The following is a 25192-nucleotide window of genomic DNA, read 5'->3' as shown; positions in this document are numbered from 1 at the left end:
TTTGCCGCTTTCGTGTCCTCGGTGATCGAAAGCGGCACGCCACCGGCACAGATGGCGGCAATTCGCGAGCGTCTGCGTGTACTTGGCCTGGAACCTTACGACTGCTTGTCGCCCCCCACTCATGGATGCACTCGCGGTTCACGCCGCCAAGCAAAAAGGCACTTACCGCGAATGATGGTGATCTGAACCCTTAAACTGCTTGCAGTTGCCGGTCAGCGTGGTAAGACGAGCGCACCAGCGGCCCGGAGGCCACGTTTCTGAACCCCATCGCCAAGGCCTGCTCGGCAAGCATGGCGAAGGTGTCAGGGTGCACGAAGCGCTGCACCGGCAAGTGGCTGCGGGACGGTTGCAGATACTGCCCCAGGGTCAGCATGTCAACCTGATGCTCACGCATGCGCTGCATCACCTCGACCACCTCGGCATCGGTCTCGCCCAGGCCTAGCATCAGGCCGGACTTTGTCGGTACCGCCGGCAGGCGTTGCTTGAAGCGCTCCAGCAGGTCCAGTGACCACTCGAAGTCCGAGCCCGGCCGTGCCGCCCGGTACAGGCGCGGCACGGTTTCCAGGTTGTGGTTGAACACGTCTGGCGGCTCTTGCGCCGTGATGTCCAGAGCAACGTCCATACGGCCACGGTAATCCGGCACCAGGGTTTCCAGCTGAATACCCGGCGACAGCCTGCGGATCTCGCGCAGGCAATCGGCGAAGTGGCGGGCGCCGCCATCGCGCAGGTCGTCACGGTCCACCGAGGTGATCACCACATACTTCAGGCCAAGGTCGGCAATGGCGATGGCAAGGTTCGTCGGCTCATCGGCATCCAGTGGTTTGGGCCGGCCATGGCCGACATCGCAGAACGGGCAACGGCGGGTACAGATGTCGCCCATGATCATGAACGTCGCCGTGCCGCCCGAGAAACACTCGCCCAGGTTCGGGCAGGACGCCTCTTCGCACACGCTGTGCAGCTTGTGTTTGCGCAGCAGGGCCTTGACCCGTGCCACTTCCGGCGTGGTGGGAATCTCCACGCGAATCCAGTCGGGTTTGCGCGGCACCTGCTCGGTGGGCAGGATTTTCACCGGGATGCGCGCCACCTTGTCGGCGCCGCGCAGTTTCACCCCGGCCTGCAAGGGCTGCGGGTGCGTAGGGGCAGTCTGGATTTCACTCATGCTCATGCTCCGACAGTCTGGCCTTTAGCCACGGTAGTAACGTTGCGCCACGAACGGTGTGCGCACCACCTGCATCGGCACGTGCTTGCCGCGCACCTGGGCGAACACTTGCGTGCCCAGCGCTGCCTGCTCGCTCTGCAGGTAGCCCATCGCCAGCGGCGCGCCCAGGCTGGGACCGAAACCGCCACTGGTGACCCGGCCGATCACCTGCTCCCGAGCATCGACGATCACTGCCCCTTCACGCACCGGCACGCGCTCTGCAGGCAGCAGGCCCACGCGCTTGCTGGCCACGCCTTCGTGCTGCTGGGCAAGGATGCGCTCGGCGCCGGGGAAGCCGCCAGCGCGCTCACCCTCGGCACGCCGGGCCTTGGAGATCGCCCAGCCCAGGCTGGCCTCGATCGGCGTGGTGTGCACCGCCATGTCATGGCCGTACAGGCACAGCCCGGCCTCCAGGCGTAGCGAATCACGGGCCCCCAGGCCGATGGGCTGGACCTCGGCTTCGGCCAGCATCGAACGGGCAAGCATGGGCGCCGCCTCGACCGGTACCGAGATTTCGTAGCCGTCTTCGCCGGTGTAGCCCGAGCGGCTGACGTAACAGTCGACACCCAGCAGCCTCACACTGGCGAACTGCATGAAAGTCATGCCGGCAACCTGGGGCGCCAGTCGCGCCAGTACCTTGGCCGCCGCCGGGCCTTGCAGGGCCAGCAAGGCCCGGCTGGCAAACAACGACTCGACCTCGCAATAACCTTCCAGGTGCTGGCGCATGTAGGTCAGGTCCTGCTCCTTGCAGGCGGCGTTGACCACCAGCAACAGCTCGTCGTCACCCAGCCTGGCCACCATCAGGTCGTCGAGGATGCCGCCATCGTCATTGGTGAACAGCGCATAGCGCTGCATGCCCACCGGCAGGTCGATGATGTCGACCGGCACCAGCGCTTCCAACGCCCTGGCGGCCTCTGCGCCGCGCAGGCGGATCTGGCCCATGTGCGAAACGTCGAACAGACCAGCCTGTTCACGGGTGTGCAGGTGTTCCTTGAGCACACCCAGCGGGTACTGGACCGGCATGGCATAACCGGCGAATGGCACCATGCGTGCCCCCAGCGCCAGGTGCAGGTCGTGCAGCGGGGTTTGTTGCAGTTGTTCTGTGGTCATGGCTGGCTCCTGGCCTTCGATGATATGGGCTGCCGGCACACTGCCGACAGCCGCCAAGCCCTGAGGTCAGGCCGGATAGACAGGGAACAGCTTGCACAGCGCTGCCACCTGGCGCGCCACCTGGGCCTCGACGTCGGCATCACCGAGATGGTCGAGGATGTCGCAGATCCAGGTCGCCAAGGCGCGGCATTCCGCCTCCTTGAGCCCACGGGTAGTCACTGCCGGGGTACCGATGCGCAGGCCCGAGGTCACGAACGGCGACTGCGGGTCGTTGGGCACCGCGTTCTTGTTCACCGTGATGTGCGCACGGCCCAGCGCGGCGTCGGCATCCTTGCCGGTGATGCCCTGGCGGATCAGGCTGACCAGGAACAGATGGTTGTCGGTGCCACCGGAGACCACGTCGAAACCGCGCTGCATGAACACCTGCGCCATGGCCTGGGCGTTGCTGATGACCTGGCGCTGGTAATCCTTGAAACCAGGCGCCAGGGCCTCCTTGAAGCACACCGCCTTGGCCGCGATCACGTGCATCAGCGGCCCGCCCTGCCCGCCTGGGAACACCGCCGAGTTGAGTTTTTTCTCAAGCTCCGGGTCGGCCTTGGCCAGAATCAGGCCGCCACGCGGCCCGCGCAAGGTCTTGTGGGTGGTGGTGGTGACCACATCGGCATACGGCAGCGGGTTGGGGTACAGGCCTGCCGCGACCAGCCCGGCAACGTGGGCCATGTCGACGAACAGGTAGGCCCCGACCTTGTCGGCGATCTGCCGGAAACGCGGGAAGTCGAGGGTCTTCGAGTAGGCCGAGAAACCAGCCACGATCATCTTCGGCTGGTGCTCGACCGCCAGGCGCTCGACTTCGTCGTAGTCAATCAGGCCGTTGGCATCGATGCCGTATTGCACGGCGTTGTACAGCTTGCCCGAGGACGACACCTTGGCCCCGTGGGTCAGGTGGCCGCCGTGAGCCAGGCTCATGCCCAGCAAGGTATCACCGGCCTGCAGCAGGGCCAGGTAGACCGCCGCGTTGGCCTGGGAGCCCGAGTGTGGCTGGACGTTGGCATAACCGGCACCGAACAACTGCTTGGCGCGGTCGATGGCCAGCTGCTCGACCACATCGACATGCTCGCAGCCCCCGTAGTAACGCTTGCCCGGGTAGCCTTCGGCGTACTTGTTGGTCAGTTCGGTGCCCTGGGCCTGCATCACCTGGGGGCTGGTGTAGTTTTCCGAAGCGATCAGCTCGATGTGGTCTTCCTGGCGCTGCACTTCACGGCCGATGGCCGCGGACAGTGCAGGGTCGAAATCGGACAGGGTCAGGCTTTTGTGGAACATGGGTGAGATTCCTTGTTGTTCGGTCGGCAAGCACGGTCCGGAAGCGTCCGGGCCAGCAGGGTCAGGCATCTTGATAGCTCGACAGCGGCGGGCAGGCACAGGCCAGGTTGCGGTCGCCGTAGACGTTGTCCACGCGCCCCACCGGCGGCCAGTACTTGCTGTCGCGCAGTTCGGCCAGCGGGTACACCGCCAGCTCCCGGGCATAGCCGTGGGGCCATTCGCCCACCAGTTCGGTGGCGGTATGCGGGGCGTTCTTCAGCGGGTTGTCGAGCTTGTCCAGGGTGCCGTTTTCCACGGCGCGGATTTCCTCGCGGATGCAGATCATCGCTGCGCAGAAGCGGTCCAGTTCTTCCTTGGATTCACTCTCGGTCGGCTCGACCATCAGCGTGCCAGCCACCGGGAAGGACATGGTCGGGGCATGGAAGCCGAAGTCGATCAGGCGCTTGGCCACGTCCTCGACGCTGATGCCGCTGCTGTCCTTGAGCGGGCGCAGGTCGAGGATGCACTCGTGGGCGACCAGTCCGTTCTCGCCGGTGTACAGCACCGGGTAGTGGTCCTCCAGGCGGCGGGCGATGTAGTTGGCATTGAGGATCGCCAGCTGCGAGGCGCGCTTGAGCCCTTCCCCGCCCATCATACGGATGTACATCCAGGTGATTGGCAGGATGCTGGCACTGCCATAAGGCGCCGCGCTGACCGCGCCCCGCGGGTTCGCCAGATGGGCGTGACCGGGCAGGAACGGCGCCAGGTGCGCCTTGACGCCAATCGGGCCGACACCGGGGCCGCCACCGCCATGGGGGATGCAGAAGGTCTTGTGCAGGTTCAGGTGCGACACGTCGCCACCGAACTTGCCCGGGGCGCACAGGCCGACCATGGCGTTCATGTTGGCGCCATCCAGGTACACCTGGCCGCCGTGCTCGTGAATGATGTCGCAGATGCGGGTGATGGCATCTTCGAACACGCCGTGGGTCGAGGGGTAGGTGATCATCAGCGCAGCCAACTGCGCCCTGTGCTGCTCGGCCTTGAGCTGCAGGTCGGCGACATCGACGTTGCCACGCTCGTCGCAGTTGACCACCACCACCCGCATGCCGGCCATCTGCGCCGTGGCCGGGTTGGTGCCATGGGCCGACGACGGGATCAGGCATACATCGCGCCCTGCCTCGCCACGGCTGGCGTGGTAGGCGCGGATCGCCAGCAGGCCGGCATACTCACCCTGGGAACCGGCATTGGGCTGCAGCGACATGGCGTCATAGCCGGTGGCCGCGCAGAGCATGGCCTCCAGTTCATCGGTCAGCTGGCGGTAACCCTGCGACTGCTCAGCCGGGGCGAATGGGTGCAGGGCGCCGAACTCGGGCCAGGTGATCGGGACCATCTCGCTGGCGGCATTGAGCTTCATGGTGCACGAGCCGAGCGCGATCATGCTGCGGTCCAGGGCCAGGTCCTTGTCGGCCAGGCGGCGCAGGTAGCGCATCAGTTCGGTTTCGCTATGGTAGCGGTTGAACACCGGGTGTAGCAGGAACGGGGTCGCGCGCAGCAGTGGCACGGGCAGGCAATCGCTGCTGCCGGCGGCCAACGCGGTGAAGCTTGGAAGCGCCTGGCCGGGTTCGGCGAACACCTGCCACAGGGCCTCGACACTGGCCTGTTCGCAGGTTTCATCCAGCGACACACCAACCCGCAGTTCGTCAACCAGGCGCAGGTTCAGGCGTGCCGCATTGGCGGCAGCCAGCACATCGGCCAAAGGGCTCGCGGTGACCACGCTGATGGTGTCGAAGAAGTGCGCCTGCTCGACCTTGTGCCCGAGCTGTTTCAGCCCTTGCACCAGGATCGCGGTCAGCCGGTGCACACGCCGGGCGATCTGCTCCAGGCCCTGGGGACCGTGGTAGACCGCATACATGCTGGCGATGTTGGCCAGCAGCACCTGCGCGGTGCAGATGTTGCTGGTGGCCTTTTCACGGCGGATGTGTTGTTCGCGGGTCTGCATGGCCAGGCGCAGGGCCGGCTTGCCGAAGCGGTCGATGGAAACGCCCACCAGGCGGCCGGGCATGTCGCGCTTGAACGCATCGCGGGTGGCGAAGTACGCCGCATGCGGGCCGCCAAAACCCAGCGGCACGCCGAAGCGCTGGGCGCTGCCCAGCACCACGTCGGCATCGAACTCACCCGGTGGGGTCAGCAAGGTCAGTGCCAGCAGGTCAGCGGCCACAGCCACCAGCGCACCCGCCGCATGGGCGCGTTGTACCAGGGCGCGGTGGTCGGTGATGGCACCAGTGCTGGCCGGGTACTGCAGCAACAGGCCGAAATAGCCGTCCAGGGCTTGGCCATCCAGCAACGCTTCATCAGCGATGACCACTTCGATACCCAGTGGCTGGGCACGGGTACGCAGCACATCGAGGGTCTGCGGGTGGCAATGGCTGGACGCGAAGAACGCCGGGGCCTTGTTCTTCGCCAGGCGCTTGCAGAAGGTCATGGCCTCGGCGGCGGCGGTGGCTTCGTCGAGCAACGAGGCGTTGGCGATCTGCATGCCGGTGAGGTCGCTGACCAGGGTCTGGAAGTTCAGCAACGCCTCCAGGCGGCCCTGGGAGATTTCCGGCTGGTATGGCGTGTAGGCGGTGTACCAGGCCGGGTTCTCCAGCAGGTTGCGCAGGATCGGCGTGGGCGTGTGGCAAGAGTAATAGCCCTGGCCGATGTGGTTGCTGAACAGCTGGTTGTTCGCAGCGATGGCCTTGAGTGCGGCCAGGGCTTCAGCCTCGCCCTGCCCCTTGCTCAGCTCGAGCACGCTGGTGCCCCTGATGCTGGCGGGGATGACGCTGTCGATCAGGGCTTCCAGTGAGTCATGGCCGACCAGCGCCAGCATGGCGTCGATATCGCCCTCGCGCGGGCCGATGTGGCGGGCGATGAATTCGTTGTCAGTGCCCAGCGGGATGGATGCGTTGGTCATCTCTGCCCCCTGGCTCAGGCGTTGTCGGCCAGGAAGCGGTCGTAGCCGTCCTGGTCCATCAGGCCGTCGAGCTCCGACAGGTTGGCCGCCTGGATGCGGAAGAACCAGCCGTCCTGCATGGGCGAGGTGTTGACCAGCTCGGGGTCGTCGGCCAGGGCCTGGTTGACGGCCACCACGGTGCCGCGCAAAGGCATGGTGATGTTGCTGGCGGCCTTGACCGACTCGAGCACCGCGACTTCGTTGCCCTCTCCGTACTCGCCCGGCTCCGGCAGTTGCACGAACACCACGTCACCCAGGGCCTGCTGGGCATAGCTGGTGATGCCGACGGTCAACTCGCCAGTCGCTTCCAGACGCAGCCATTCGTGTTCAGGAGTAAAACGCAGCGTGCTCATGGATCTTCCTCTCTTGTTATCAGATAGGTCCTGATGCAGGACTGACTGATACATAGCAAGGGTGATGCCAACTCACTAAAATACTTATACATCAATGGCTTACTGTTTTATTTCGGTCCATCCCAAGCCTGCGCGATGGAGCGTATTCGCTCCGTGGCCTGGGCCCGGCAGCCAACCCTGACAGCACGGGCCAATGAACCCGGGACCACGCCCGCCTGGAGCATAATCACTCCAGCGGAGCGTATTCGCACCGGGCCGGCTACGAGACCCGACTAGCGATGCCGTACTTGCGCAAACGCTGGCCGATCGCCGTGTGCGAAGTCTGCAAGCGCACCGCCAGTTGCCGGGTCGAGGGGTAGCTCGTGTACAGCTTTTCCAGCAAGGATTTTTCAAATGCCTGCACGGCCGCTTCGAGGCTGACGATCTCCAGCCCCTCGGCTTGCTGGCTGCTCAGGGCGGTGCCAGCCAGCTCCAGGTCATCGCAGTCGATCACGTCCCCTTCGCTGATGGCCGCCGCACGGAAGATCACGTTCTGCAACTGGCGCACATTGCCGGACCAGCGATTGCCCAGCAGCAGCGGATGGGTGGCCAGCGCCAGCCGGCACGGGGCGCGCTGGATCTGCGCACAGGCCTGGCGCAGGAAATGCTCGGCCAGCAGCAGGATATCCTTGCCGCGCTCACGCAGCGGCGGCACCTGCAGGTTGAGCACGTTGAGGCGATAGTAGAGGTCTTCGCGAAAGCCGCCCTCGATCACCATGTTTTCCAGGTTGCGGTGGGTGGCGCAGACCACCCGCACATTCACCTGCACTTCGCTGCCACCGCCCACCCGGCGAAAACTGCCGTCATTGAGAAAACGCAGCAGCTTGGCCTGCAGGTACGGCGACATCTCGCCCACTTCATCGAGAAACACCGTACCGCCATCGGCCAGTTCCAGCAGGCCCGGTTTACCGCCGCGCTGGGCGCCGGTGAAGGCACCGGCGGCGTAGCCGAACAGCTCGCTTTCGGCCAGGCTCTCGGGCAATGCCGCGCAGTTCAGCGCCAGGAACGAGGCATCGCGCCGTGCACTCAGCGCGTGGCAGGCACGGGCCACCAGTTCCTTGCCCGTACCGGTCTCGCCCTGGATCAATACCGGCGCCTCCAGGCTCGCCACCTTGTGCAGGCGGGCCTTGAGCGCCTGCAGCGCCGCCGACTCGCCCAGCAACGCCCCCAAGCCTTCGCTGTTGTCATGCAGCAGCGAGGCCAGGCGCTCGCCGATGCGGCTGGGTGGGTACAAGGTCAGCAGGCCACCCACCAGGCCATCGGCGCCACCGCTGATCGGCGTGGCCTCCAGCAGCAGGGCCTGGCCCTGAAAGCCCACCTCGCACATTGGCAGGCGGAAGCCCCTGTCGATCAGGGTCTTGGCCAGGTCCGGCTCGGCAAACAACCTGTTCAACGGCTCACCGGCCGGCTCGCGCCCCACCAGGGCGACCAGGGTCGGGTTCGCCAGCAGCACATGACCGCCAGGGTCCACCGCCAGCACCGGGTCGCTCATCGCCGCCAGCAATGCCTCCAGCTGCAGGCGCCGGCGGTGGCCGGGGAGGAAGTCGACCAGCGCCACCTCCTGCACGCCGTCCACGCCCATCAGGGCAGCGTAGAGTTCGTCCAGCACCACCGGGGACAAGGTTGGGGCATCGATGTAGACGTTGGGCGGAATCATCTCCACCGCATCAAGATTGAGGTTGCGCGCCCCAAGCAGCGAGAGGATTTCCTGAGTGATACCGACACGGTCGACAAAGTTGACGTGGATTCTCATAAAGATTCCCTGCTTGGCAAAAAGACGACAGGGGGACAGCGCAGCACGCCGTCCCCCTTGGGCAAAACGTGAATAAGGTGATCAATCGGCATCGAATGACAGCTGCATGGCCTGCTGCCTTTTCCGCCAGATCGATCGATAGGCCAGGCCCAGCACGACAAACCAGACCGGCATCAGGTACAACGCGCTGCGGGTGTCAGCCTCCAGCGCCAGCAAGGCCAGGATGAAGGCGAAGAACACCAGGCACACCCGGCACATGAACGTGCCGCCCGGCATCTTGTACATCGACGCCTGGTGCAACGGGCCACGCTGCTTGCGGTACGCCAGGTACGACAGCAGGATGATCGACCAGACGAACATGAACAGCAGTGCCGACACCGTGGTGATCAGCGTGAAGGCCTCGAGCATGTTCGGCACCAGGTAGATGACCAGCGCCCCGCCCGTCAGGCACACACAGGAAAAGATCAGGCCGTTGGAAGGTACCGCGCGGCAGGACAGCGCACCGAACTTGCCAGGCGCATCGCCATCCACTGCCAGGCCGTAAAGCATGCGGCTGGTCGAGAACACGCCGCTGTTGGCCGACGACATGGCCGAGGTCAGCACCACGAAGTTGATGATGCCCGCGGCTGCCGGCAGACCGGCCAGTACGAACAGCTCGACGAAGGGGCTCTTGTTGGCCACCACTTCACGCCAGGGTGTGACGGCCATGATGGCGACCAGCGCGAGCACGTAGAAGACGATGATGCGCAAGGGAATCGAGTTGATCGCCCGTGGCAGGTTGCGTTCCGGGTTCTTGGTTTCGGCGGCGGTGGTCCCCACCAGTTCGACGCCGACGAAGGCAAACACCGCAATCTGGAAGCCGGCAAAGAAGCCCATGGCGCCATGGGGGAACATGCCACCGTCATTCCACAGGTTGGCCAGCGATGCCGCATGCCCGGCCGGCGACTGGTAAGCCACCGCCACCATGTAGAACCCGGTGCAGACCAGCGCGCAGATGGCGACGATCTTGATCATGGCGAACCAGAACTCCATTTCGCCGAACATCTTCACCGTCATCAGGTTCAAGCTGAGCAACAGGCCGACACACGCCAACGCCGGTATCCACAAGGGGATGTCGGGGAACCAGAACTGCGAATAGGCAGAGATGGCGATCACGTCGGCGATACCGGTGACAATCCAGCAGAACCAGTAGGTCCAGCCGGTGAAGAACCCCGCCCACGGGCCGAGCAGGTCAGCCGAGAAATCGATGAACGACTTGTACTTCAAGTTGGACAATAACAGTTCGCCCATTGCCCGCATGACAAAGAACAGCATGAAGCCGATGATCATGTAGACAAAGATGATGGAGGGCCCCGCCAGGCTGATGGTCTTGCCAGAGCCCATGAATAGGCCGGTGCCGATAGCACCGCCAATGGCGATCAACTGGATATGGCGGTTGGACAGGTTACGCTTGAGTTCGTGTGCGTCACCATCAGGCGGGCGGTGACCGTGGGGCAAGTTATTCATTGTTTTCTACCTTGCTAGTCTAATTGTTTTTATAACGTCACAAGTTCAAACCTCGAGACCGGATGAACAACTTTCAAGTCCGATCGCGTGCAAGGTAGAGAGCAAGCTCTGTGCCAAACGCCAATAGCGCTAGTTGGCGGGGTTTTATTCAATCAGGGCTTTCGTGGCTGTAAAGAAGTCACTCCAGAAAACCGTGCCAATCAGGCGTTCGAGCAGCCCCGGGGCACACTGAGCGCTGCCCCTCCCCATTCTGTATCGAAATCATTCCAATGGAGCGCATTCAGTCCGCCAGGCTGACGCGATCCCCTGTAGGAGCGGCCTTGTGTCGCGATAGGGCCGCAAAGCGGCCCCGGCAATGTTCGCTTCTGCGCTGAAATCCTGGGGCTGCTGCGCAGCCCTATCGCGACACAAGGACGCTCCTGCACCGAACGCGTCAGCCCGGCTATCTAGCGGACAGGCATCTCGCGCAGCGGCGCACGGCTGCGTTGCTGCTCCTCCCAGCCCCCAACCAGGCCAACCGGCACATCGCTCGGTGCCAGCGGCTGGCGCCCGCGCACCAGGTCGGCAGCGCGTTCGGCCAGCATGATGGTCGGCGCGTTGAGGTTGCCATTGGGCTCGCTCGGGAACACCGAGGAGTCGATCACCCGCAGCCCCTGCAGGCCATGCACACGCAATGTCGAGTCGACCACTGCCATGTCATCCTCGCCCATCCGGCACGAGCCGCACGGGTGCATGGTGCTTTCCATGTTGGCGCGCACGAATGCGTCGATCTGCTCATCGGTCTGCACCTGCGGCCCGGGCGCCAGTTCCTCGCCGCGGAAACGGTCCATGGCCGGCTGGGCGATGATTTCGCGGGTCAGCCGCACACAGCGGCGGAAGCCCTCCCGGTCTTCCTCGCTCTCGAGGTAGTTGAAGCGGATTTCCGGATGTTGGTACGGGTCGGCCGACAGCGCCCGCACATGGCCGCGGCTCTTGGGCTTGTTGGGCCCGGTCAGCACCATGAAACCATGGCCCTTGAACGGTTTGTCGCCGTCATAGCGCATGGCCGCCGGCAGGAAGTGGAACTGGATGTCCGGCCAGCGCAGGCCCTTGGATGAGCGGATGAAACCGCCCGCCTCAAAGTGGTTGCTCGCGCCCAGACCGTCCTTGAACAGCAACCAGCGCAGACCGATCATCGCCTTGCCCAGCAGGTTCATCTTGCCGTTGAGGGTCACCGGCTCCTTGCACGCATACTGGATGTAGATTTCCGAGTGGTCCTGCAGGTTCTCGCCCACCCCAGGCAAGGGGTGGCGCACCTCGATGCCAGCCTTCTTCAGCACGGCCTCGGGGCCGATGCCGGAGCGTTGCAACAAGTGCGGCGAACCGATCGGGCCGGACGCCACCAGCACCTCGCGGTTGCACAGGACCTTGTGGGTCTGGCCGCCGTGATCATATTCCACGCCCACCGCCCGCTTGCCATCGAGCAGGATGCGCCGGGTCATGGCATGGGTGATCACGGTCAGGTTCGGCCGGCTCATGGCGGGGCGCAGATAGGCGTTGGCCGTGGACCAGCGCACGCCATCCTTGACCGTCATGTGCATGGCACCAAAGCCTTCCTGCATGTAGCCGTTGCAGTCGTCGGTCTTGATATAGCCGGCTTCGGCACCGGCCTCGACCCAGGCGCCGTACAGCGGGTTCTGCATGTTGTTGCCGTTGTTGGTGGCCAGCGGCCCCATGCCGCCGCGGTAGTCGTCACCGCCAAACTTGTACTGCTCGGCACGCTTGAAGTACGGCAGGCAGTAACGGTAGCTCCAGTTCTTCGCCCCCAGGCTTTCCCATTCATCGAAGTCGCAGGCATGGCCACGGATGTAGACCAGCCCATTGATCGAGGACGAGCCGCCCAGCACCTTGCCCCGCGGGCAATGCAGGCGGCGGTTGTCCAGGTGCGCTTCGGCGACGGTCTCGTAGCGCCAGTTGTACTTCTTGGTGTTCATCGGCAACGAGAAGGCACTGGGCATCTGGATCAGCACACTGCGGTCGCTGCCGCCGAACTCCAGGACCAGCACCGAGGTACCGGCGTCTTCGCTCAAGCGGTTGGCCAGGACGCAGCCAGCAGAGCCTGCGCCGATGATGATGTAGTCGTATCGCTTGGTCATGGTTCTAGTCCTGTACACGAAGGCTGGCAGCCTGGATATTGTGTTCATTGCGCTTTGGGTAGCCGCCCCAGCCCAGGCGCGCCGCCAGCAGCCGGGTCAGGCCGTAGTGCACCAGCCCGGCCAGCAGGCAGGACGGCAGCGAGGCGGTGGCGAAGGTGAAGAAGTCGGTATGGGCCAGCGTCTGCGGGTTGAACACCACCACATAGATCGCGAAGCCCGCCACCAGCGCCAGCAGCGCGATGGGGTTGAAGCCTTTGCAGTAGCGCAACGGCGATACGCTCTGTTCGGCGTAGAGCTGGCGCAGGTTCAGGCGCTGCTTGCGCAAAAAGAAGTAATCGGCGATGCCGATGCCGGCCAGGGCGCTGTTGAGCGCGGATGTCCACACCAGGAAGATGAAGAAGCCGTCGTAGATCCCCGGCAGGAACACCACGATCAATAACGGGATGATGCAGAACAGGCCGATCAGTACCCCCCAGCCCACGCTGCGCAGGCGCTCGCCGCCCAGCTGGCGCAAGCCGATCACCGCGGTGTAGAGGATGTTGACCATGCCGGTCAGGTTGGCCAGCGCCAGGAAGCTCAGGGCGATGACGCCGAACCCCATGCCGCCGGCCAGGCGCATCCACGCGGTAGGGTCGCTGCTGCCCAGGGTAGTGGCGGCGAACAGGCTGATTGACTCGCCCAGCGACGCCGCAGCGAAGATGCCCACCAGGTTGGGCCAGAAGGCCGTGCGCTGGTTGCTGCACAGGCGCGACAGGTTGCCGATGTAGGGCCACCAGGAGAAGCCCGCGGCGATGTTGATCTCCACCGCGACCATGAAGTTGACGTGCGGGTTCTCGAACGGTGGCTGCAAAGGCGGCATGGCCAGCAGTTCGTCGAAGCTGTAGCGACCGGAGATGAAGTACATCAGTGCCAGCATGATCAGGATCAGGCTGGGCGCGATCACCGCGCTCAGCCGGCGGATCATGTCCGGCCCGCGCATGGCCACCAGCGCCGCCAGCACGATGGCCAGCAAGCCTCCCGCGGTTACCAGCCAGCCATCACCGTTGGGCTGGCTCTGCTGTACCAGGGTTTCCAGATTGTCCAGCGCCCGCCCGCACATCAGCCCCAGCACCGCCAGCCAGCCCATGGTCAGCACCACCACCGAGAGGAAGTACACCAGGCGGCTGCCATTGAGGCCGAACATGCTGCGCAGGAAGGTGAACTGCTCGACGCCGTACTTGCCACACGGCAGGCAGGTGGACGACGCGGCGAGGACCACGCCGATGATGTTGCCGATGATGATTGCGGCAATCCCTTGCAAGGGCCCGACGAACAGCGCGGTGGCGCCGCCGATCAGGAACACCCAGGTGGCCACCGCCAGCGCCGAGTTGGCGTAGGCAAACCCCCAGAAACCCCAAACCCGCTCACTGGGCAGCAAGGGGGTGTCGCCACGTTCCGCGCTCAGGCGAAATTCTTGCTCGCGGGAAGCACTCATGGCTGGCCTCCCAGGTAGTACGCGCCGGCAACCATCACCAGCGTCAGCAGGGCCAGTGCCACCACGTCGGCCACCGTCAATGCGCCCGGCCAGTGCGCTTTGTTCTCCAGTTCTTCATAGGCGCGCAAGCGCCTTTCCAGGTCTTGCGCTCGCTCGATATCCACTTGGCTGTTCATCGGCATCACCTCGACAGGTTCTTGTTCTTGAAATTTGATGCATTCGATAAACCTGCGCCGCTCGCCAACCTTCAGCGGCGCAGGACGGCCCTGTTACCTCAGGGCAAGGTGATCCAGACCGCCTTGGTCTCCAGCAGGAACTCCAGTTGTTCTGCGCCCATGTCCTTGCCATAGCCCGACTGCTTGTAGCCACCGAACGGCATGGACGGGTCCAGGGTGCTGTGGGCATTGACGTACACCGTGCCCGCACGCAGGTGCGGAATCAGCCCATGGACCTTGCCCAGGTCGTTGGAGTAGATCGCCGCCGCCAGGCCGAACTCCGAATCGTTGGCCAGGGCCAGCGCTTGTTCCTGGGTGTCGAACGGCTGGGTCACCAGCACCGGGCCGAAGATCTCCTCGCGAACCACGCGCATGTCGTTGCTGCAGTTGGCGAAGATCGTGGGCTGCACGAAGAAGCCCGGGCCGTCGAGCGGCTCGCCGCCGTAGTACACCTGCGCGCCTTCGGCCTTGCCCAGGGCGATGTAGTCCAGCACCCGCTGCTGTTGCTGGAGCGACACCATGGGGCTTATGAAACAGTCCGGGTCCAGGCCCGGGGCGATCTTCAGGGTGGCGGTGTACCTGGCCAGCGCTTCGAGGAACGCCGGGTAGACACTGCGTTCGACATACGCACGGGTGCCGGCGTCGCACACCTGCCCGGAGTTGAAGAACACCCCGTTGGCCACGGCTTGCGCCGCTGCCTCGATGTCCGCATCGGCGAACACGATCACTGGCGACTTGCCGCCCAGCTCCAGGGTCAGGCGTTTCATCTGGTCCATCGCCGATTTGCCCACCGAGCAGCCGACCGGTGTCGAACCGGTAAAGCTCAGCTTGTCGATGCCCGGGTGACGGGACATCGCCTCGCCGACCACGCTGCCGCGCCCGGTCACGATGTTTACCACCCCGTCGGGAATACCCGAGGCCTGCACCAGCTCGGCAAAGCGCAGCGCCGACAACGAAGTCAGCTCTGCCGGCTTGACCACCACCGTGCAACCGGTGGCCAGCGCCGCGCCGAGCTTCCAGGCCATGGTCTGCAGCGGGAAGTTCCACGGCACGATGGCACCGACCACCCCCACCGCCTCCTTGCGCGTGTACGCCAGGTAGTTCCCTGGCAGCGAAGGCTCGACCGTGCGGCCGTGGATCTTGCTGGCCCAGCCGGCGAAATAGCGCAGGGTATCGACCGTGCCCTGGATATCGACCGCGCGTGCCTGGGCGACCGACTTACCCATGTCGATGGCTTCGATCTGCGCCAGTTCGTCGCCGTGGGTCTCGATCAGGTCGGCCAGGCGATGGATCAGGCGCTCGCGCTCCAGTGGCTTGAGCTGGCTCCAGGCACCGCCATCGAACTGCGCACGTGCTGCGCGCACGGCACGATCAAGGTCATCCGCAGTGGCCATGGGGATGCGCGTCAGCACACCCTCGGTGGACGGCTCGAGCACCTCGGCACTGCCACCGTCGCTGGCCTCGAGCCAGGCGCCGCCAATGAACATGCGCTGCGGTTTGCCGAGAAAGTGCTGGGTCGCCTCGGATACACCAAAGGCCTGCAAGTAGTCTTTTACCTTGTGGTCCACAGGACAGTCTCCGAGTCAGCGGGCTTTGGCGCGCGCGTGGAAGATGAAGCCGATGCTGTTCATCAGCAGTTGCGCGGCGAGGATCGAGGTCATGCCGGTGGGGTCGTAGGCCGGGGCCACTTCTACCAGGTCCATGCCGACAATCCGGCCGTGGCTGCGCTGCGCCAGTGCCTGGATGATCTCCAGCACTTCGTAGTACAAGAATCCGCCATGGCTCGGCGTGCCGGTGCCCGGGGCGATGGACGGGTCGAAGCCGTCGATATCGATGGTGATGTAGTAGTTGCGGCCTTCGGGGATTTTCGCCAGCACGCCCGCGCAGCCCAGGCGGCGCACGTCACGTACCGACAGGATCTGCGAACCGGCCTCACGTGCGGCATCGTAGTCGTCGCGGTTGGAAGACGACACGTTGCGGATGCCCATCTGGGTCATGCCGACAATGTGTTCCAGCTCCGAAGCGCGGCGCAGCGGGCTGCCGTGCCCGTAGCGCACGCCATGGCGCTCGTCGACGAAATCCAGGTGGGCATCGAAGTGCACGATATGGATCGGCCCATGGCCTTCGAACGCCTTGATGACCGGGGCGTGCACCGAATGGTCACCGCCCAGCACCACCGGCATGGCCCCCGCTGCAAGGATCTGCCGCACCGCCGACTCGATGTTGGCGTTGCTGCTGGCCATGTCGGTGTGCACGATATCGGCATCGCCAACGTCGACCATGCGGACCTGGTCTTCGGTCAGGTAGGTGGCGTCATCCTCGAAGTCGTAGGCGCCAGCATGGCCGAAGGAGAACAGGGTCGATGCCTCGCGAATGCCGCGGGGTCCGAAACGTGCCCCCGAACGCCACTGGGTGCCCATGTCGTTGGGCGCACCGAGGATTGCCACATCGGCGTCGATCGCCGCCCAGTCGGTGCACACCGGGGCCTTGGCAAACGTGCAATGGCCCACGAAGGGCAGGTTCAGGCGGCCGGACTCGTAACCGTGCTTTGCCATGTTCTGGTTTCTCCAGTTCTTGTTCTGTTTCAGGAGACGGGGCGACTGCTCGACCACCGTTGCGATCCACTATGGCAACCGTGCCAGCGAGGAAAAATGCGCAAGTGCAGATACATACATCGCCCTATCCGAAGTATCTGCCGGTGGTTAAACCCGGCGATACCAGGCATTGCAGCGGCCAGGTACTCATGGTTAGCTTGCGCGACAAGAACAATGCACGGGTGTTCATATCAGCACTGGCGATGTGACACCCGGCCGGGAGGCTACGGTGATCCAGCTGCACGATGTCGACCTTAAACTGCTCAGGGTATTCACCACGATCGTCAGGTGCGGCGGCTTTTCTGCGGCACAGGCCGCGCTCAACGCCGGCCAGTCGACCATAAGCGAACAGATGTCGCACCTGGAAACCCGCCTGGGGGTCAAGCTCTGCCAGCGCGGGCGCAGTGGCTTTCGCCTGACCGAGCAAGGGGTGGCCATCCATGAAGCGACCCTGCGCCTGCTCAGTGCCGTTGAGAGCTTCTGCATGGACGCCGACGTGCTCAAGCAGCACATCAGCGGCAAGCTCAACCTGGGCATCATCGACTCCACCCTGACCGACCCCGTCTCGCCCCTGCCGCGCACCACCCAGCGCTTTGTTTCGCGTGGGCACGATGCCCACCTGCACATCTATATCGGTGCCCCGGCGGAACTCGAAGAGCGCGTGCTCGACGGCAGGCTGCACCTGGCCATCGGCCACTTCCCATTGCGGGTCGCGGGGTTGTCCTACCAGCCGCTGTATGACGAGGCCCTGGGACTTTACTGTGGCCGGCGCCACCCGCTGTTCGCCAGCAACGCGAGCAACGGTCGGCTGATGGAGGACGTGCGCCAGAGCCGGATCGTGGTGCGTGGCTACATGCAGCAGTACGACCTGGAGCAGTTGGGCATCACCAAGGCCGATGCAACCGTGGAGAACATCGAGGCAGCGGCGATCCTGATCATTTCCGGCGCCTATATCGGCTTCTTGCCGGTGCACTTCGCCGAGCAATGGATCAAGACGGGCGACATGCGTCGCCTGGGTGCCAGCCTGCTGGACCTCTGCTCGCCGTTCGATGTGGTCACCCGCCGCGGCGTATCGCGCCCACCCATCCTGCAGGCGTTCCTCGAAGACCTCGATGCCTGCGCCTCCCAGCCCGGCTCCCCCTGATTCACCCCGCTACTCGAAACGGACGATCCCCACCCGCCAATACTGCGCTGCCGTCGTTGCCCCCCTGCCCGCCGCCCCAACATCAATGACTGGAGAACCTATGAGGGTATTGGTAAACGTCAAGCAAGTGGTCGATTACAACGTCCCCGCCTGTGTCGCCGCTGACCGGCTACAGGTCGCAGGTAGCTGATCGCGACCGACCGCTTTCGACCCATTGCGGACACTGAGGCCCTACGCTGAAGTCTAGACAGCTTGTCGCCCTCTAAACGCTCAACCTAGTTATCAGCGTCCACTGTCGAGCCTAGGAGTTCTCGGCAAGTCAGCTACCTGTCGTCGCGCTCACTTGCCCCCAAGGTTCGCCCGAGCCCATTGCTCAGCGGTGGTTACTGGAATCGACTGCTGTTCGTTGAAGGTTCCCGATTTAGGCCATGCCACACCTCTGCCCTGTGCGAACACAGCACGGTACTTTTTGATGTGATGGGTAGAGTCTTTTCTCAGCTCATCCATCAGGAACGGAACAGTCCACACGTTAGTTTTGAACGGACGACCCAGCGCATGTTCGAGGATGTTCGCGACTTGTCCATACGACACCGTGTCGCCTGAGAGATAGACAATCTCGTTGCGGAAGCGAGGTTCGAAGAAGACGATTTCCGCCGTGAGAGCGCCGATGTCGTCTGGTGTAGTGAGCGTCACGCTGTTCTCAAGACTGCCGAGAGCGTTAACGGTGTCATTGTCGAAGTCGACGACCTCAAATACGGGCTCGAAAAGGAAGCTGGTGAACATGCCCGTCGAGATAATGACCCATTCAGTTTTGTCTTGCGCACGAAGCGCCTCGCGTACATCGAGTTGAGAATCGAAAAGATCTTGGGGGCTGCCCCGACCGATCACTTCGAAATCCACGCCAAACTGCCACGGGAAGTAGCGCTTCACCCCCGACTTTAGCGCTGCGGTTGCCAGTTTCATGGGGGTTTCTCGACCCGCGACCATGCCGGCACAGCCTATGACGGTATCGAACCGGGCGAACACTTCAGCTAACTGTTCAATTGAATCGTTCACCAGGTCCGCTGCGACCATCTGAATGCCCAGCCCGCGAAGCTCCTCGATTTCGGCCTTTTTCTCCGGTATCTGGGTGTTGATGGTCGACTCTCGGAGAAGAACGCTGATTTGGGAACCGGGTGCGCGTTTTGCCACTCGCACGAGATTGCGCAAAACCGGGAGACCAAGTTCCCCGGCGCCGAGAACAAGAATGGATTGAGGGGCAAGTGGGGTTGCTTCGGTCATGATTCCTCCTGAGGCGTGATGCCTATAACATGAGCAAATGCTGGCATGATCAGGCAGTACTCGTAAGAAGGCACACGCGTGATACCTAGGAGGAATAAATGACCAATCAGGACGCTCTGAGCCAGGCAGAAGCCATCTGCCAAACGCTCCGAGAAGATGATGATGGCGTCAGGCGGGAAGTCCTCGCTCACGCAGGTAGCCGATGGTCATTGGGCATCCTGCATGCCTTGGGCGTGTACGGCACGATGCGCCACGCCGAGATAAAAAGACAGATGACTGGGGTGACCCAGCGAATGCTCACCAAGACGCTACGCGCCATGGAGCGGGATGGATTACTGCTTCGACGGGAGTTCGAGGAAATTCCACCGCGCGTCGAATACGAGCTGACGCCGCTGGGTATGGAGCTGTTGGTTCGGATGTCCCCCGTTTGGATGTGGGTGGTCGAAAACGCCGAGGAATTCCGCGAGGCGCGTCGCGCTTTCGACAGTCAAGGTGAAAAAAAGCCCGCCTGGCAAATCCCCACCCCGGCACTCTTTGATCCAGAGTAATCGATAGCGTGCACCCTCATTAAGATAAGTAGCACTCGATTTGACCTAGCAAAAATCGAACGCATGCCTTTGGCCTACAGCCGTCCTTCGCGAAGGGCAGCTATGGGTCGAAAGCGGCCAACCAAGGCCGGCAGCTTTCGACCCATAGCGGTCACTCAAAGAAGGAACCGCCTATAGGCTCGGTACTACTGCGAGCAGACAGCTCCCGTTTTTTGACATTTGTTGGCTGAAACGAGGGACCAGTAGCTCTGCTTGTTTAAAGCCTCTGCACAAAATCGAAATTTACTAACGATTGATGCAGAAGCTTGCCACCATTTGACGCAGTTCACCTGATCTGGCATCCATCATTTTGCAAACGTCCAGCGTCTGCTGTTGCCCCACTTGAACATGCTGATTGAGCGTGGCGATTTCGCCCACTTCGCGACTGATCGACTCGACAACCGCGCGTTGCTGGTCCGTGGCGGCAGCTACAGACTGGTTCATTTCATCGATATCGGCCAAACGCTCGATGACTGTGTCAATACCCCCGCAGGCTTTAGCAATGACGTTAACGCTGTGCTCGGCGTGCCGATGGCTGGCAACCATCGAGGCAATCGACGCCTGGGCGCCGACCTGAAGAGATTCAATCATTTCTTGGATCTCCTGGGCTGACCCCTGGCTGCGATGTGCCAGTTGACGCACCTCGTCGGCCACCACCGCAAAACCTCGGCCAGACTCCCCTGCTCGCGCAGCTTCAATGGCTGCGTTGAGCGCCAGCAAATTGGTCTGTTGGGCGATGCCGTGAATCACGTCGAGGATGCGGCCGATGGCTTCGGTCTGGCTGCCCAATTGCTCCATGCTCGCGCGGGTGGTGTCAACTTGCGCCGCGAGCGCACTAAGTGCCGTGGAACCATCGCTGAGCATGCGCTGGCCCTGCTCGGCCTGGTTGCGTGCAGCAGCACTTTGCACCGAAACATTCGCGGCGCTGCCGGCGATTTCCTGGGCGGCGGCACCCAATTGCTCGATGGCAGCAGCAACCGTGTCGCTGCGCTGCACCAGTTCGCTTGACTGGCGCAGGGTAGCCTGGCTGGCCTGGACCACGCTGCGCGCACCTTCATCGACACCGACGCTGCCATTTGCGACCAGCCCGATGGTGCGCTGCATGCGCTCGACGAAGAGGTTGAAGGCCTGGGCCAGCTGGGCCAGCTCGTCACGGCCGGTGGCAGGCAGGCGCTGGGTAAGGTCGCCTTCACCGGCGGCGATGTCCTGCATGGCGACGATCATGCGCAGCAGCGGCTTTAGCAGCAAACGCAGCAGCACACCAAGGGCGACCATCACCAGCAGCACTGACACCAGCATGGCGATCAACGCCGAACCGCTGAAGTCGCGCAGTTGCTGGTAAGAAAGGTCACGATCCACCGAAAGCCCGACATACCAGTCGGCACCCGGTAGCCCCGGTACCGGGACGAAGGTATCGATGCGAACCTGGCCATTCACATCGTGCTCTTGAAGGTCACGACTGACTTTCAGGGGTTGCGCTGGGTCCAGTTCGTTGAGGCGACGGTTGATCAGGTCAGTCTGGGGATGCACCAGGATCTTTCCAGCGCCATTGACCAGATAGGCATAGCCTTTGCCCTGCAGGTTGACGCTGCCGATGATCTGGACCAGCGTATCGATCGGCATTCCCGCGCCCACCGCGCCAAGCAGCTCGCCGGCACGCACCACCGGAGCAGCGGCGGCCATGATCATTTCCTGGGTAGCGGCATTGACATAAGGCTCGGTGAGGACGCTGTCGTTGCGCGCCTGCACACGCTGGTACCAGTCACGCTGGCGGGCATCATAGCCGGCGGGCATATCCTGCTGCGGGCGAATACTGAAACTGCCATCGGCGCGCGCCAGGTACACCATGTTGAAGGTGTTTTTCAGCACATCCTGGCCGAAGGCCGGCTCGACAGCGGCTTCGCTGGTATCGGCGGCCAAGCGTTGTGCCAGGCTTTCCACCAGTAGCACTCGCCCACCAAGCCAGTTGTGAACGCTGTCGGCGGCCAGGGCGCCAACCTCACGCAGCTGGCTTTGCAGCTCTCGAGCCAGCAGGCGCTTTTGCCAGATGTAGTTGTACAGGGTGAACGAAGCGAAGGCGCTGACCACTACCAGGGCAGCGGCCAACAGAATCTTGTGGCTGAATTTCATCATCAAGGCTCTAAAAAGGGCCGCGCAGTAAACCCTGCGCGGCCAAACACGCTCTACGTCATTCGCGGCCCCAGGAGCGCGAGGACGCGAATGCCAGCAGAGTCTCAGGCGACCCGCCCTCCCAGGTACAGTTCGCTGACTTGCGGGTCGTGCATCAGCTCCCGAGCATTACCAGTCAACGCCACACTGCCCATCGACAGCACATAGGCGCGATCGGAGATGCGCAGCGCCTCCATCGCGTTCTGCTCCACCATCAGTATGGTCACGCCTTCCTGGTCGCGGACCTGCTGGATGGCTTCGAACACTTCCAGCAGCACTTTGGGCGACAGGCCCGCCGAGGGTTCATCGAGCAGCAGCAGGCTGGGCCTGGGCATCAACGCCCGGGCCAGGGCAAGGATCTGCCGCTCACCACCGGACATGGACGCCGCGGGTGCGTTGAACTTCTTTGCCAGGATCGGGTAGGCCGTGCACAGCTCATCGATACGTCGCTGTTTGTCTTGAGGGCGCTGGTAGTGCCCGCCCACGTGGAGGTTCTCGCGGATGCTCAGGCTGGCGAACACGTTGTCGGTCTGCGGCACGAAGCCAAGCCGGCAGCGGCGTATCTTCTCGTGCACCGGTACCCGCGACACGTCCTGCCCCTGCAGCAGGACTTGCCCCTTGCGCGGCAGCAGGTAACCGGCGATGGTCTTGAGCAAGGTGCTCTTGCCGCAACCATTGGGGCCCAGCAAAGTAACGATTTCCTTCTGCTCGGCATGCAAAGTCATGCCGCGCAGGATGTCCACCTCGGCGCTGTAGCCGGCGACGACGTCCTTCACTTCAATCATGGCGCGTTCTCCTCAAGGGCTTGCGGGCTGTGACGGCCACCCAGGTAGGCCTGGATCACCCGCGCGTTGGAGGCCAGTTTGTCCGGCCTGCAACTGGCGACGATCTCACCGCGGTCCAGCACCACGCAGCGGCTGCAGACGTCGCGGATGAAGTGCATGTCATGCTCGACGATCACCAGCGTCATGCCCTGGGCATTGAGGCGCTTGAGCGCTGCCACCAGGTCACGGCGCAGGTTGGGGTGCACCCCGGCGGTAGGCTCGTCGAGCAGCACCAGCTCGGGCTCGCCCATCAAGGCGCAGACAATGCCCAGCAGTTTCTTCTGCCCACCCGACAGCGCCGAAGCCGGCAGGTCGCGCACAGGGCTGAGCAGCAACTCATCGATCAGCCGCTCGGCCTTGGCCCGCGCCTGTTCTTCGGCCCGGCGCAGCGCCGGAAGACCGAGCAGCGTGGCGAACACACCGTGCTGGCGAGTGCAGGCTGCCATCGCCACTTCGATGACCGACATCTTGGTGGGCATGGAAGGCAGCTGGAATGTCCGGGCAATGCCGTGGCGGACAATACGGTGGGCCTGCAACCGCTCGATACGCCGTGCTCCCAGCGCAATGGCGCCGCCATCCACCGCTTCAAAACCCGTGATGCAGTTGAGCAAGGTGCTTTTGCCAGAACCGTTGGGCCCAAGCAGGCCGACGATTTCGCCGCGCTGCACGTTGAAGCTCACGTCACGCAGCACCTGGTTGCCGCCAAAGGCCTTGGCTACCGATTGCACGTTGAGCAGGTATTCGCGCGAAGCACTCATGCGATCTTCCTCACTTTTTCAGGGATCAGGCCTTCACTGCGCCACATCAGGCAGGCCAGCAGGACCGCGCCGATCAGACCCAGGCGCAGGGCGCCGGCAAGGTCGGAGTCAAAGCCCAGGTAATCCTTGGCGAACGGCACCAGGCTGTAGGCGGCCTGTACCAACAACACCCCCAGCAGCACGCCGCGCAGGTTGCCCAGGCCACCGATCATCAACATGGTCCAGAGCAGGAACGTCTCAGAGGCGAGCAGGTAGTCGGGGCCGACATAACTCATGAAGTGGGCGTACAGCGAACCGGCGATGGCGGTTAGCGCCGCGCTGGCCATGATCGCCCGCGACTTCAGCGAGGTCAGGTCATAACCCATGCAGGCGGCCAGTTGCGGTTCCTCGCGCATCAGCCGCAGGGCACGGCCGAAACGGCCATCGGCAAGGCGCTGGCAGAGCAGCGTAGCGATGCCCAGCAGCACCAGCATCATCACCAGAAAGCCCACACCGTCGAACAGCGTAGGGATCGCACCGATACCTTGCGCACCACCGGTAAGCCAGCCCTCGTTGGTCGCCACCACGCGCAGGATTTCGGCAATTGCCAGGGTGGCGATACCCCAGTAGTCCGAAGCAAGCTTGCGCCCCAGGCGGGCCACGCACCCGCCCAGACCCATGGCCAGAAGCACACCAAAGGCCATGCCGAGCCATGGCGAATAGCCAGCCTGGACCGCAATGCCGGTGCCGTAGGCGCCCAGGCCGGCGAAGGCGATGTGCCCGAAATTGAGCAGGCCGCCATAGCCGGCCTGCAGGTTGAGCCCCAGCGCCATCAGGCCATAGAGGCTGGCGAAGGTAAGCGCGGAAACCAGGAAATCAAACACGGCGCACCTCCCGGTCGAACAGGCCGTAGGGCTTGAACAGCAATGCCAGCAGCAGGATCAGGAACGCAGCGCCGCTGATGTAGGACACCGGCAGGAAGGCCATTTCCCGGCCCACCAGCCAACCGAAGTTCAGGTTGGTGACCAGGGTTTCGGTGAAGGCGATCAACAAGGAGCCGGCCACCGCCCCCATGGGGTTGCCAAGGCCACCGAGGATGGCCGCAGCAAACACCGGCAGGAGCAGGTCATGCCCCAGGTTGATGTGGGCACCGGTGGACAATGCCAAGAGACCGCCGCCAAGCCCTGCGATGGCGCCACTGGCGAAGGTCACCATCAGGGTGATCCGGGCAGCGTGCAGCCCGCTGGCGTTGGCCAGTGCCGGGTTGCAGGCCAGCGCGCGCATGGCGCGCCCCAGGCGAGTGTGGAACAGTGCCACGGTGAACGCTGCCAGCAGAACGAGGGTGGTGGCGAAGAAGTACAGCTGGGTGTGGGTGATACGCGCATCGCCCAACAGGATCGGCGCCTTCAGGGGTAGCTCGAACATCCGCGGGAAAGTACCCGCGATGCCCTGGAGCGCGGCGACCAGCAGCATGGCGATGGCCAGCGAGCCAATCATGGCGATGGCCGGGCCACTTTTGAGCAGGCGCTGAAACACCAGGCGCTGCAACACCAGAGTCAGGGCACCGACCAGCAGTGCAGCAAACAGCAAGGCCAGCGGCAAGGGCACGTCGGCGGCGTCCAGGCCATAGGTCAGGTACGCACCCAGCATGGCGTATTGCACGTGGGCGATATTGGGAAACTTGACCAGGCCATACACCAGGCTGAGGCCGAAGGCGATCAGCGCCAGGTCGGTTGCCCGCAGCAAGGTATCGATCAGGAACTGCAACATGGAAAACACTCC

19 protein-coding genes and 3 pseudogenes are annotated in these 25192 nt (G+C 63.5%); 3 read left to right on the top strand and 19 right to left on the bottom strand.

What is annotated here, in order from left to right:
* Nucleotides 1-175: pseudogene (locus AC2T3R_RS11585) on the top strand (S-(hydroxymethyl)glutathione synthase); the annotation flags it as partial.
* A gap of 15 nt (nucleotides 176-190) precedes the next feature.
* Here the strand turns inward: AC2T3R_RS11585 and lipA are convergent.
* The 12 genes from lipA to speB form a co-directional block, all read right to left on the bottom strand.
* Complete coding sequence (gene lipA / locus AC2T3R_RS11580; protein WP_486745138.1) at nucleotides 191-1159, bottom strand: lipoyl synthase; 969 nt, start codon at nucleotides 1157-1159, stop codon at nucleotides 191-193.
* Between the two features lie 24 nt (nucleotides 1160-1183).
* A complete protein-coding gene (gene gcvT / locus AC2T3R_RS11575; protein ID WP_410952869.1) occupies nucleotides 1184-2308 on the bottom strand; it encodes a glycine cleavage system aminomethyltransferase GcvT in 1125 nt (374 codons plus the stop codon).
* A gap of 66 nt (nucleotides 2309-2374) precedes the next feature.
* Complete coding sequence (glyA, locus tag AC2T3R_RS11570) at nucleotides 2375-3628, bottom strand: serine hydroxymethyltransferase (RefSeq protein WP_085663887.1); 1254 nt, start codon at nucleotides 3626-3628, stop codon at nucleotides 2375-2377.
* 61 nt (nucleotides 3629-3689) lie between these two features.
* Nucleotides 3690-6560 carry an aminomethyl-transferring glycine dehydrogenase gene (gene gcvP / locus AC2T3R_RS11565; protein WP_486745137.1) on the bottom strand — a complete coding sequence of 957 codons (2871 nt, stop codon included), beginning with the start codon at nucleotides 6558-6560 and terminating at the stop codon, nucleotides 3690-3692.
* A 14-nt stretch (nucleotides 6561-6574) separates the two neighbouring features.
* A complete protein-coding gene (gcvH, locus tag AC2T3R_RS11560) occupies nucleotides 6575-6952 on the bottom strand; it encodes a glycine cleavage system protein GcvH (protein WP_367245460.1) in 378 nt (125 codons plus the stop codon).
* Between the two features lie 259 nt (nucleotides 6953-7211).
* Complete coding sequence (locus AC2T3R_RS11555; RefSeq protein WP_486745136.1) at nucleotides 7212-8744, bottom strand: sigma 54-interacting transcriptional regulator; 1533 nt, start codon at nucleotides 8742-8744, stop codon at nucleotides 7212-7214.
* Nucleotides 8745-8825: 81 nt separating this feature from the next.
* A complete protein-coding gene (gene cycA / locus AC2T3R_RS11550; RefSeq protein WP_410952871.1) occupies nucleotides 8826-10250 on the bottom strand; it encodes a D-serine/D-alanine/glycine transporter in 1425 nt (474 codons plus the stop codon).
* 446 nt (nucleotides 10251-10696) lie between these two features.
* Nucleotides 10697-12385 carry a choline dehydrogenase gene (gene betA, locus AC2T3R_RS11545; RefSeq protein ID WP_410952872.1) on the bottom strand — a complete coding sequence of 563 codons (1689 nt, stop codon included), beginning with the start codon at nucleotides 12383-12385 and terminating at the stop codon, nucleotides 10697-10699.
* 4 nt (nucleotides 12386-12389) lie between these two features.
* Nucleotides 12390-13859 carry a purine-cytosine permease family protein gene (locus AC2T3R_RS11540; protein ID WP_410952873.1) on the bottom strand — a complete coding sequence of 490 codons (1470 nt, stop codon included), beginning with the start codon at nucleotides 13857-13859 and terminating at the stop codon, nucleotides 12390-12392.
* Complete coding sequence (locus AC2T3R_RS11535; protein WP_031325569.1) at nucleotides 13856-14035, bottom strand: hypothetical protein; 180 nt, start codon at nucleotides 14033-14035, stop codon at nucleotides 13856-13858. The genes AC2T3R_RS11540 and AC2T3R_RS11535 overlap by 4 nt, the downstream gene beginning before the upstream one ends.
* Before the next feature lie 98 nt (nucleotides 14036-14133).
* Nucleotides 14134-15642, bottom strand: coding sequence for an aldehyde dehydrogenase family protein (locus tag AC2T3R_RS11530; protein WP_486745135.1), 1509 nt, complete (start codon nucleotides 15640-15642; stop codon nucleotides 14134-14136).
* Nucleotides 15643-15657: 15 nt separating this feature from the next.
* Nucleotides 15658-16629, bottom strand: a complete 972-nt coding sequence (gene speB / locus AC2T3R_RS11525; RefSeq protein WP_023662744.1) for an agmatinase — start codon at nucleotides 16627-16629, stop codon at nucleotides 15658-15660.
* Nucleotides 16630-16897: 268 nt separating this feature from the next.
* Here speB and AC2T3R_RS11520 point away from each other — a divergent pair, with 268 nt between their 5' ends.
* Nucleotides 16898-17812, top strand: coding sequence for a LysR family transcriptional regulator (locus AC2T3R_RS11520; RefSeq protein WP_085663894.1), 915 nt, complete (start codon nucleotides 16898-16900; stop codon nucleotides 17810-17812).
* Between the two features lie 339 nt (nucleotides 17813-18151).
* On the opposite strand, the gene AC2T3R_RS11515 is transcribed toward AC2T3R_RS11520, so the two are convergent.
* The gene (locus AC2T3R_RS11515) at nucleotides 18152-19093 is read right to left on the bottom strand and encodes an aromatic alcohol reductase (protein ID WP_486745134.1); all 942 of its coding nucleotides are present in this window, start codon (nucleotides 19091-19093) and stop codon (nucleotides 18152-18154) included.
* Nucleotides 19094-19191: 98 nt separating this feature from the next.
* Here AC2T3R_RS11515 and AC2T3R_RS11510 point away from each other — a divergent pair, with 98 nt between their 5' ends.
* Nucleotides 19192-19641: a winged helix-turn-helix transcriptional regulator gene (locus AC2T3R_RS11510; RefSeq protein ID WP_182328745.1), complete on the top strand. Its 450-nt coding sequence runs from the start codon at nucleotides 19192-19194 to the stop codon at nucleotides 19639-19641.
* 285 nt (nucleotides 19642-19926) lie between these two features.
* Here AC2T3R_RS11510 and AC2T3R_RS11505 read toward each other — a convergent pair.
* The 6 genes and pseudogenes from AC2T3R_RS11505 to AC2T3R_RS11480 all read right to left on the bottom strand — a co-directional run.
* A pseudogene (locus AC2T3R_RS11505) lies at nucleotides 19927-20475 on the bottom strand (methyl-accepting chemotaxis protein); the annotation flags it as partial.
* A 315-nt stretch (nucleotides 20476-20790) separates the two neighbouring features.
* Nucleotides 20791-21810: pseudogene (locus AC2T3R_RS11500) on the bottom strand (HAMP domain-containing protein); the annotation flags it as partial.
* Between the two features lie 104 nt (nucleotides 21811-21914).
* Complete coding sequence (locus AC2T3R_RS11495) at nucleotides 21915-22634, bottom strand: ABC transporter ATP-binding protein (RefSeq protein WP_486745133.1); 720 nt, start codon at nucleotides 22632-22634, stop codon at nucleotides 21915-21917.
* Nucleotides 22631-23431 (bottom strand): ABC transporter ATP-binding protein, encoded by an 801-nt coding sequence (locus tag AC2T3R_RS11490; RefSeq protein WP_486745132.1) that lies wholly within the window; start codon nucleotides 23429-23431, stop codon nucleotides 22631-22633. Before AC2T3R_RS11490 ends, AC2T3R_RS11495 begins: the two co-directional genes overlap by 4 nt.
* Nucleotides 23428-24294: a branched-chain amino acid ABC transporter permease gene (locus AC2T3R_RS11485; protein WP_486745131.1), complete on the bottom strand. Its 867-nt coding sequence runs from the start codon at nucleotides 24292-24294 to the stop codon at nucleotides 23428-23430. The genes AC2T3R_RS11490 and AC2T3R_RS11485 overlap by 4 nt, the downstream gene beginning before the upstream one ends.
* On the bottom strand, nucleotides 24287-25180 hold the full coding sequence (locus tag AC2T3R_RS11480) for a branched-chain amino acid ABC transporter permease (RefSeq protein ID WP_486745130.1): 894 nt from the start codon (nucleotides 25178-25180) through the stop codon (nucleotides 24287-24289). Before AC2T3R_RS11480 ends, AC2T3R_RS11485 begins: the two co-directional genes overlap by 8 nt.
* Between the last annotated feature and the right edge of the window lie 12 nt (nucleotides 25181-25192).

The sequence above is a fragment of the Pseudomonas sp. PVC-5-1 genome (assembly GCF_057444345.1).
Note: the sequence above shows the minus strand (reverse complement) of the source record. Positions and strands in the feature narration are given on the sequence as shown.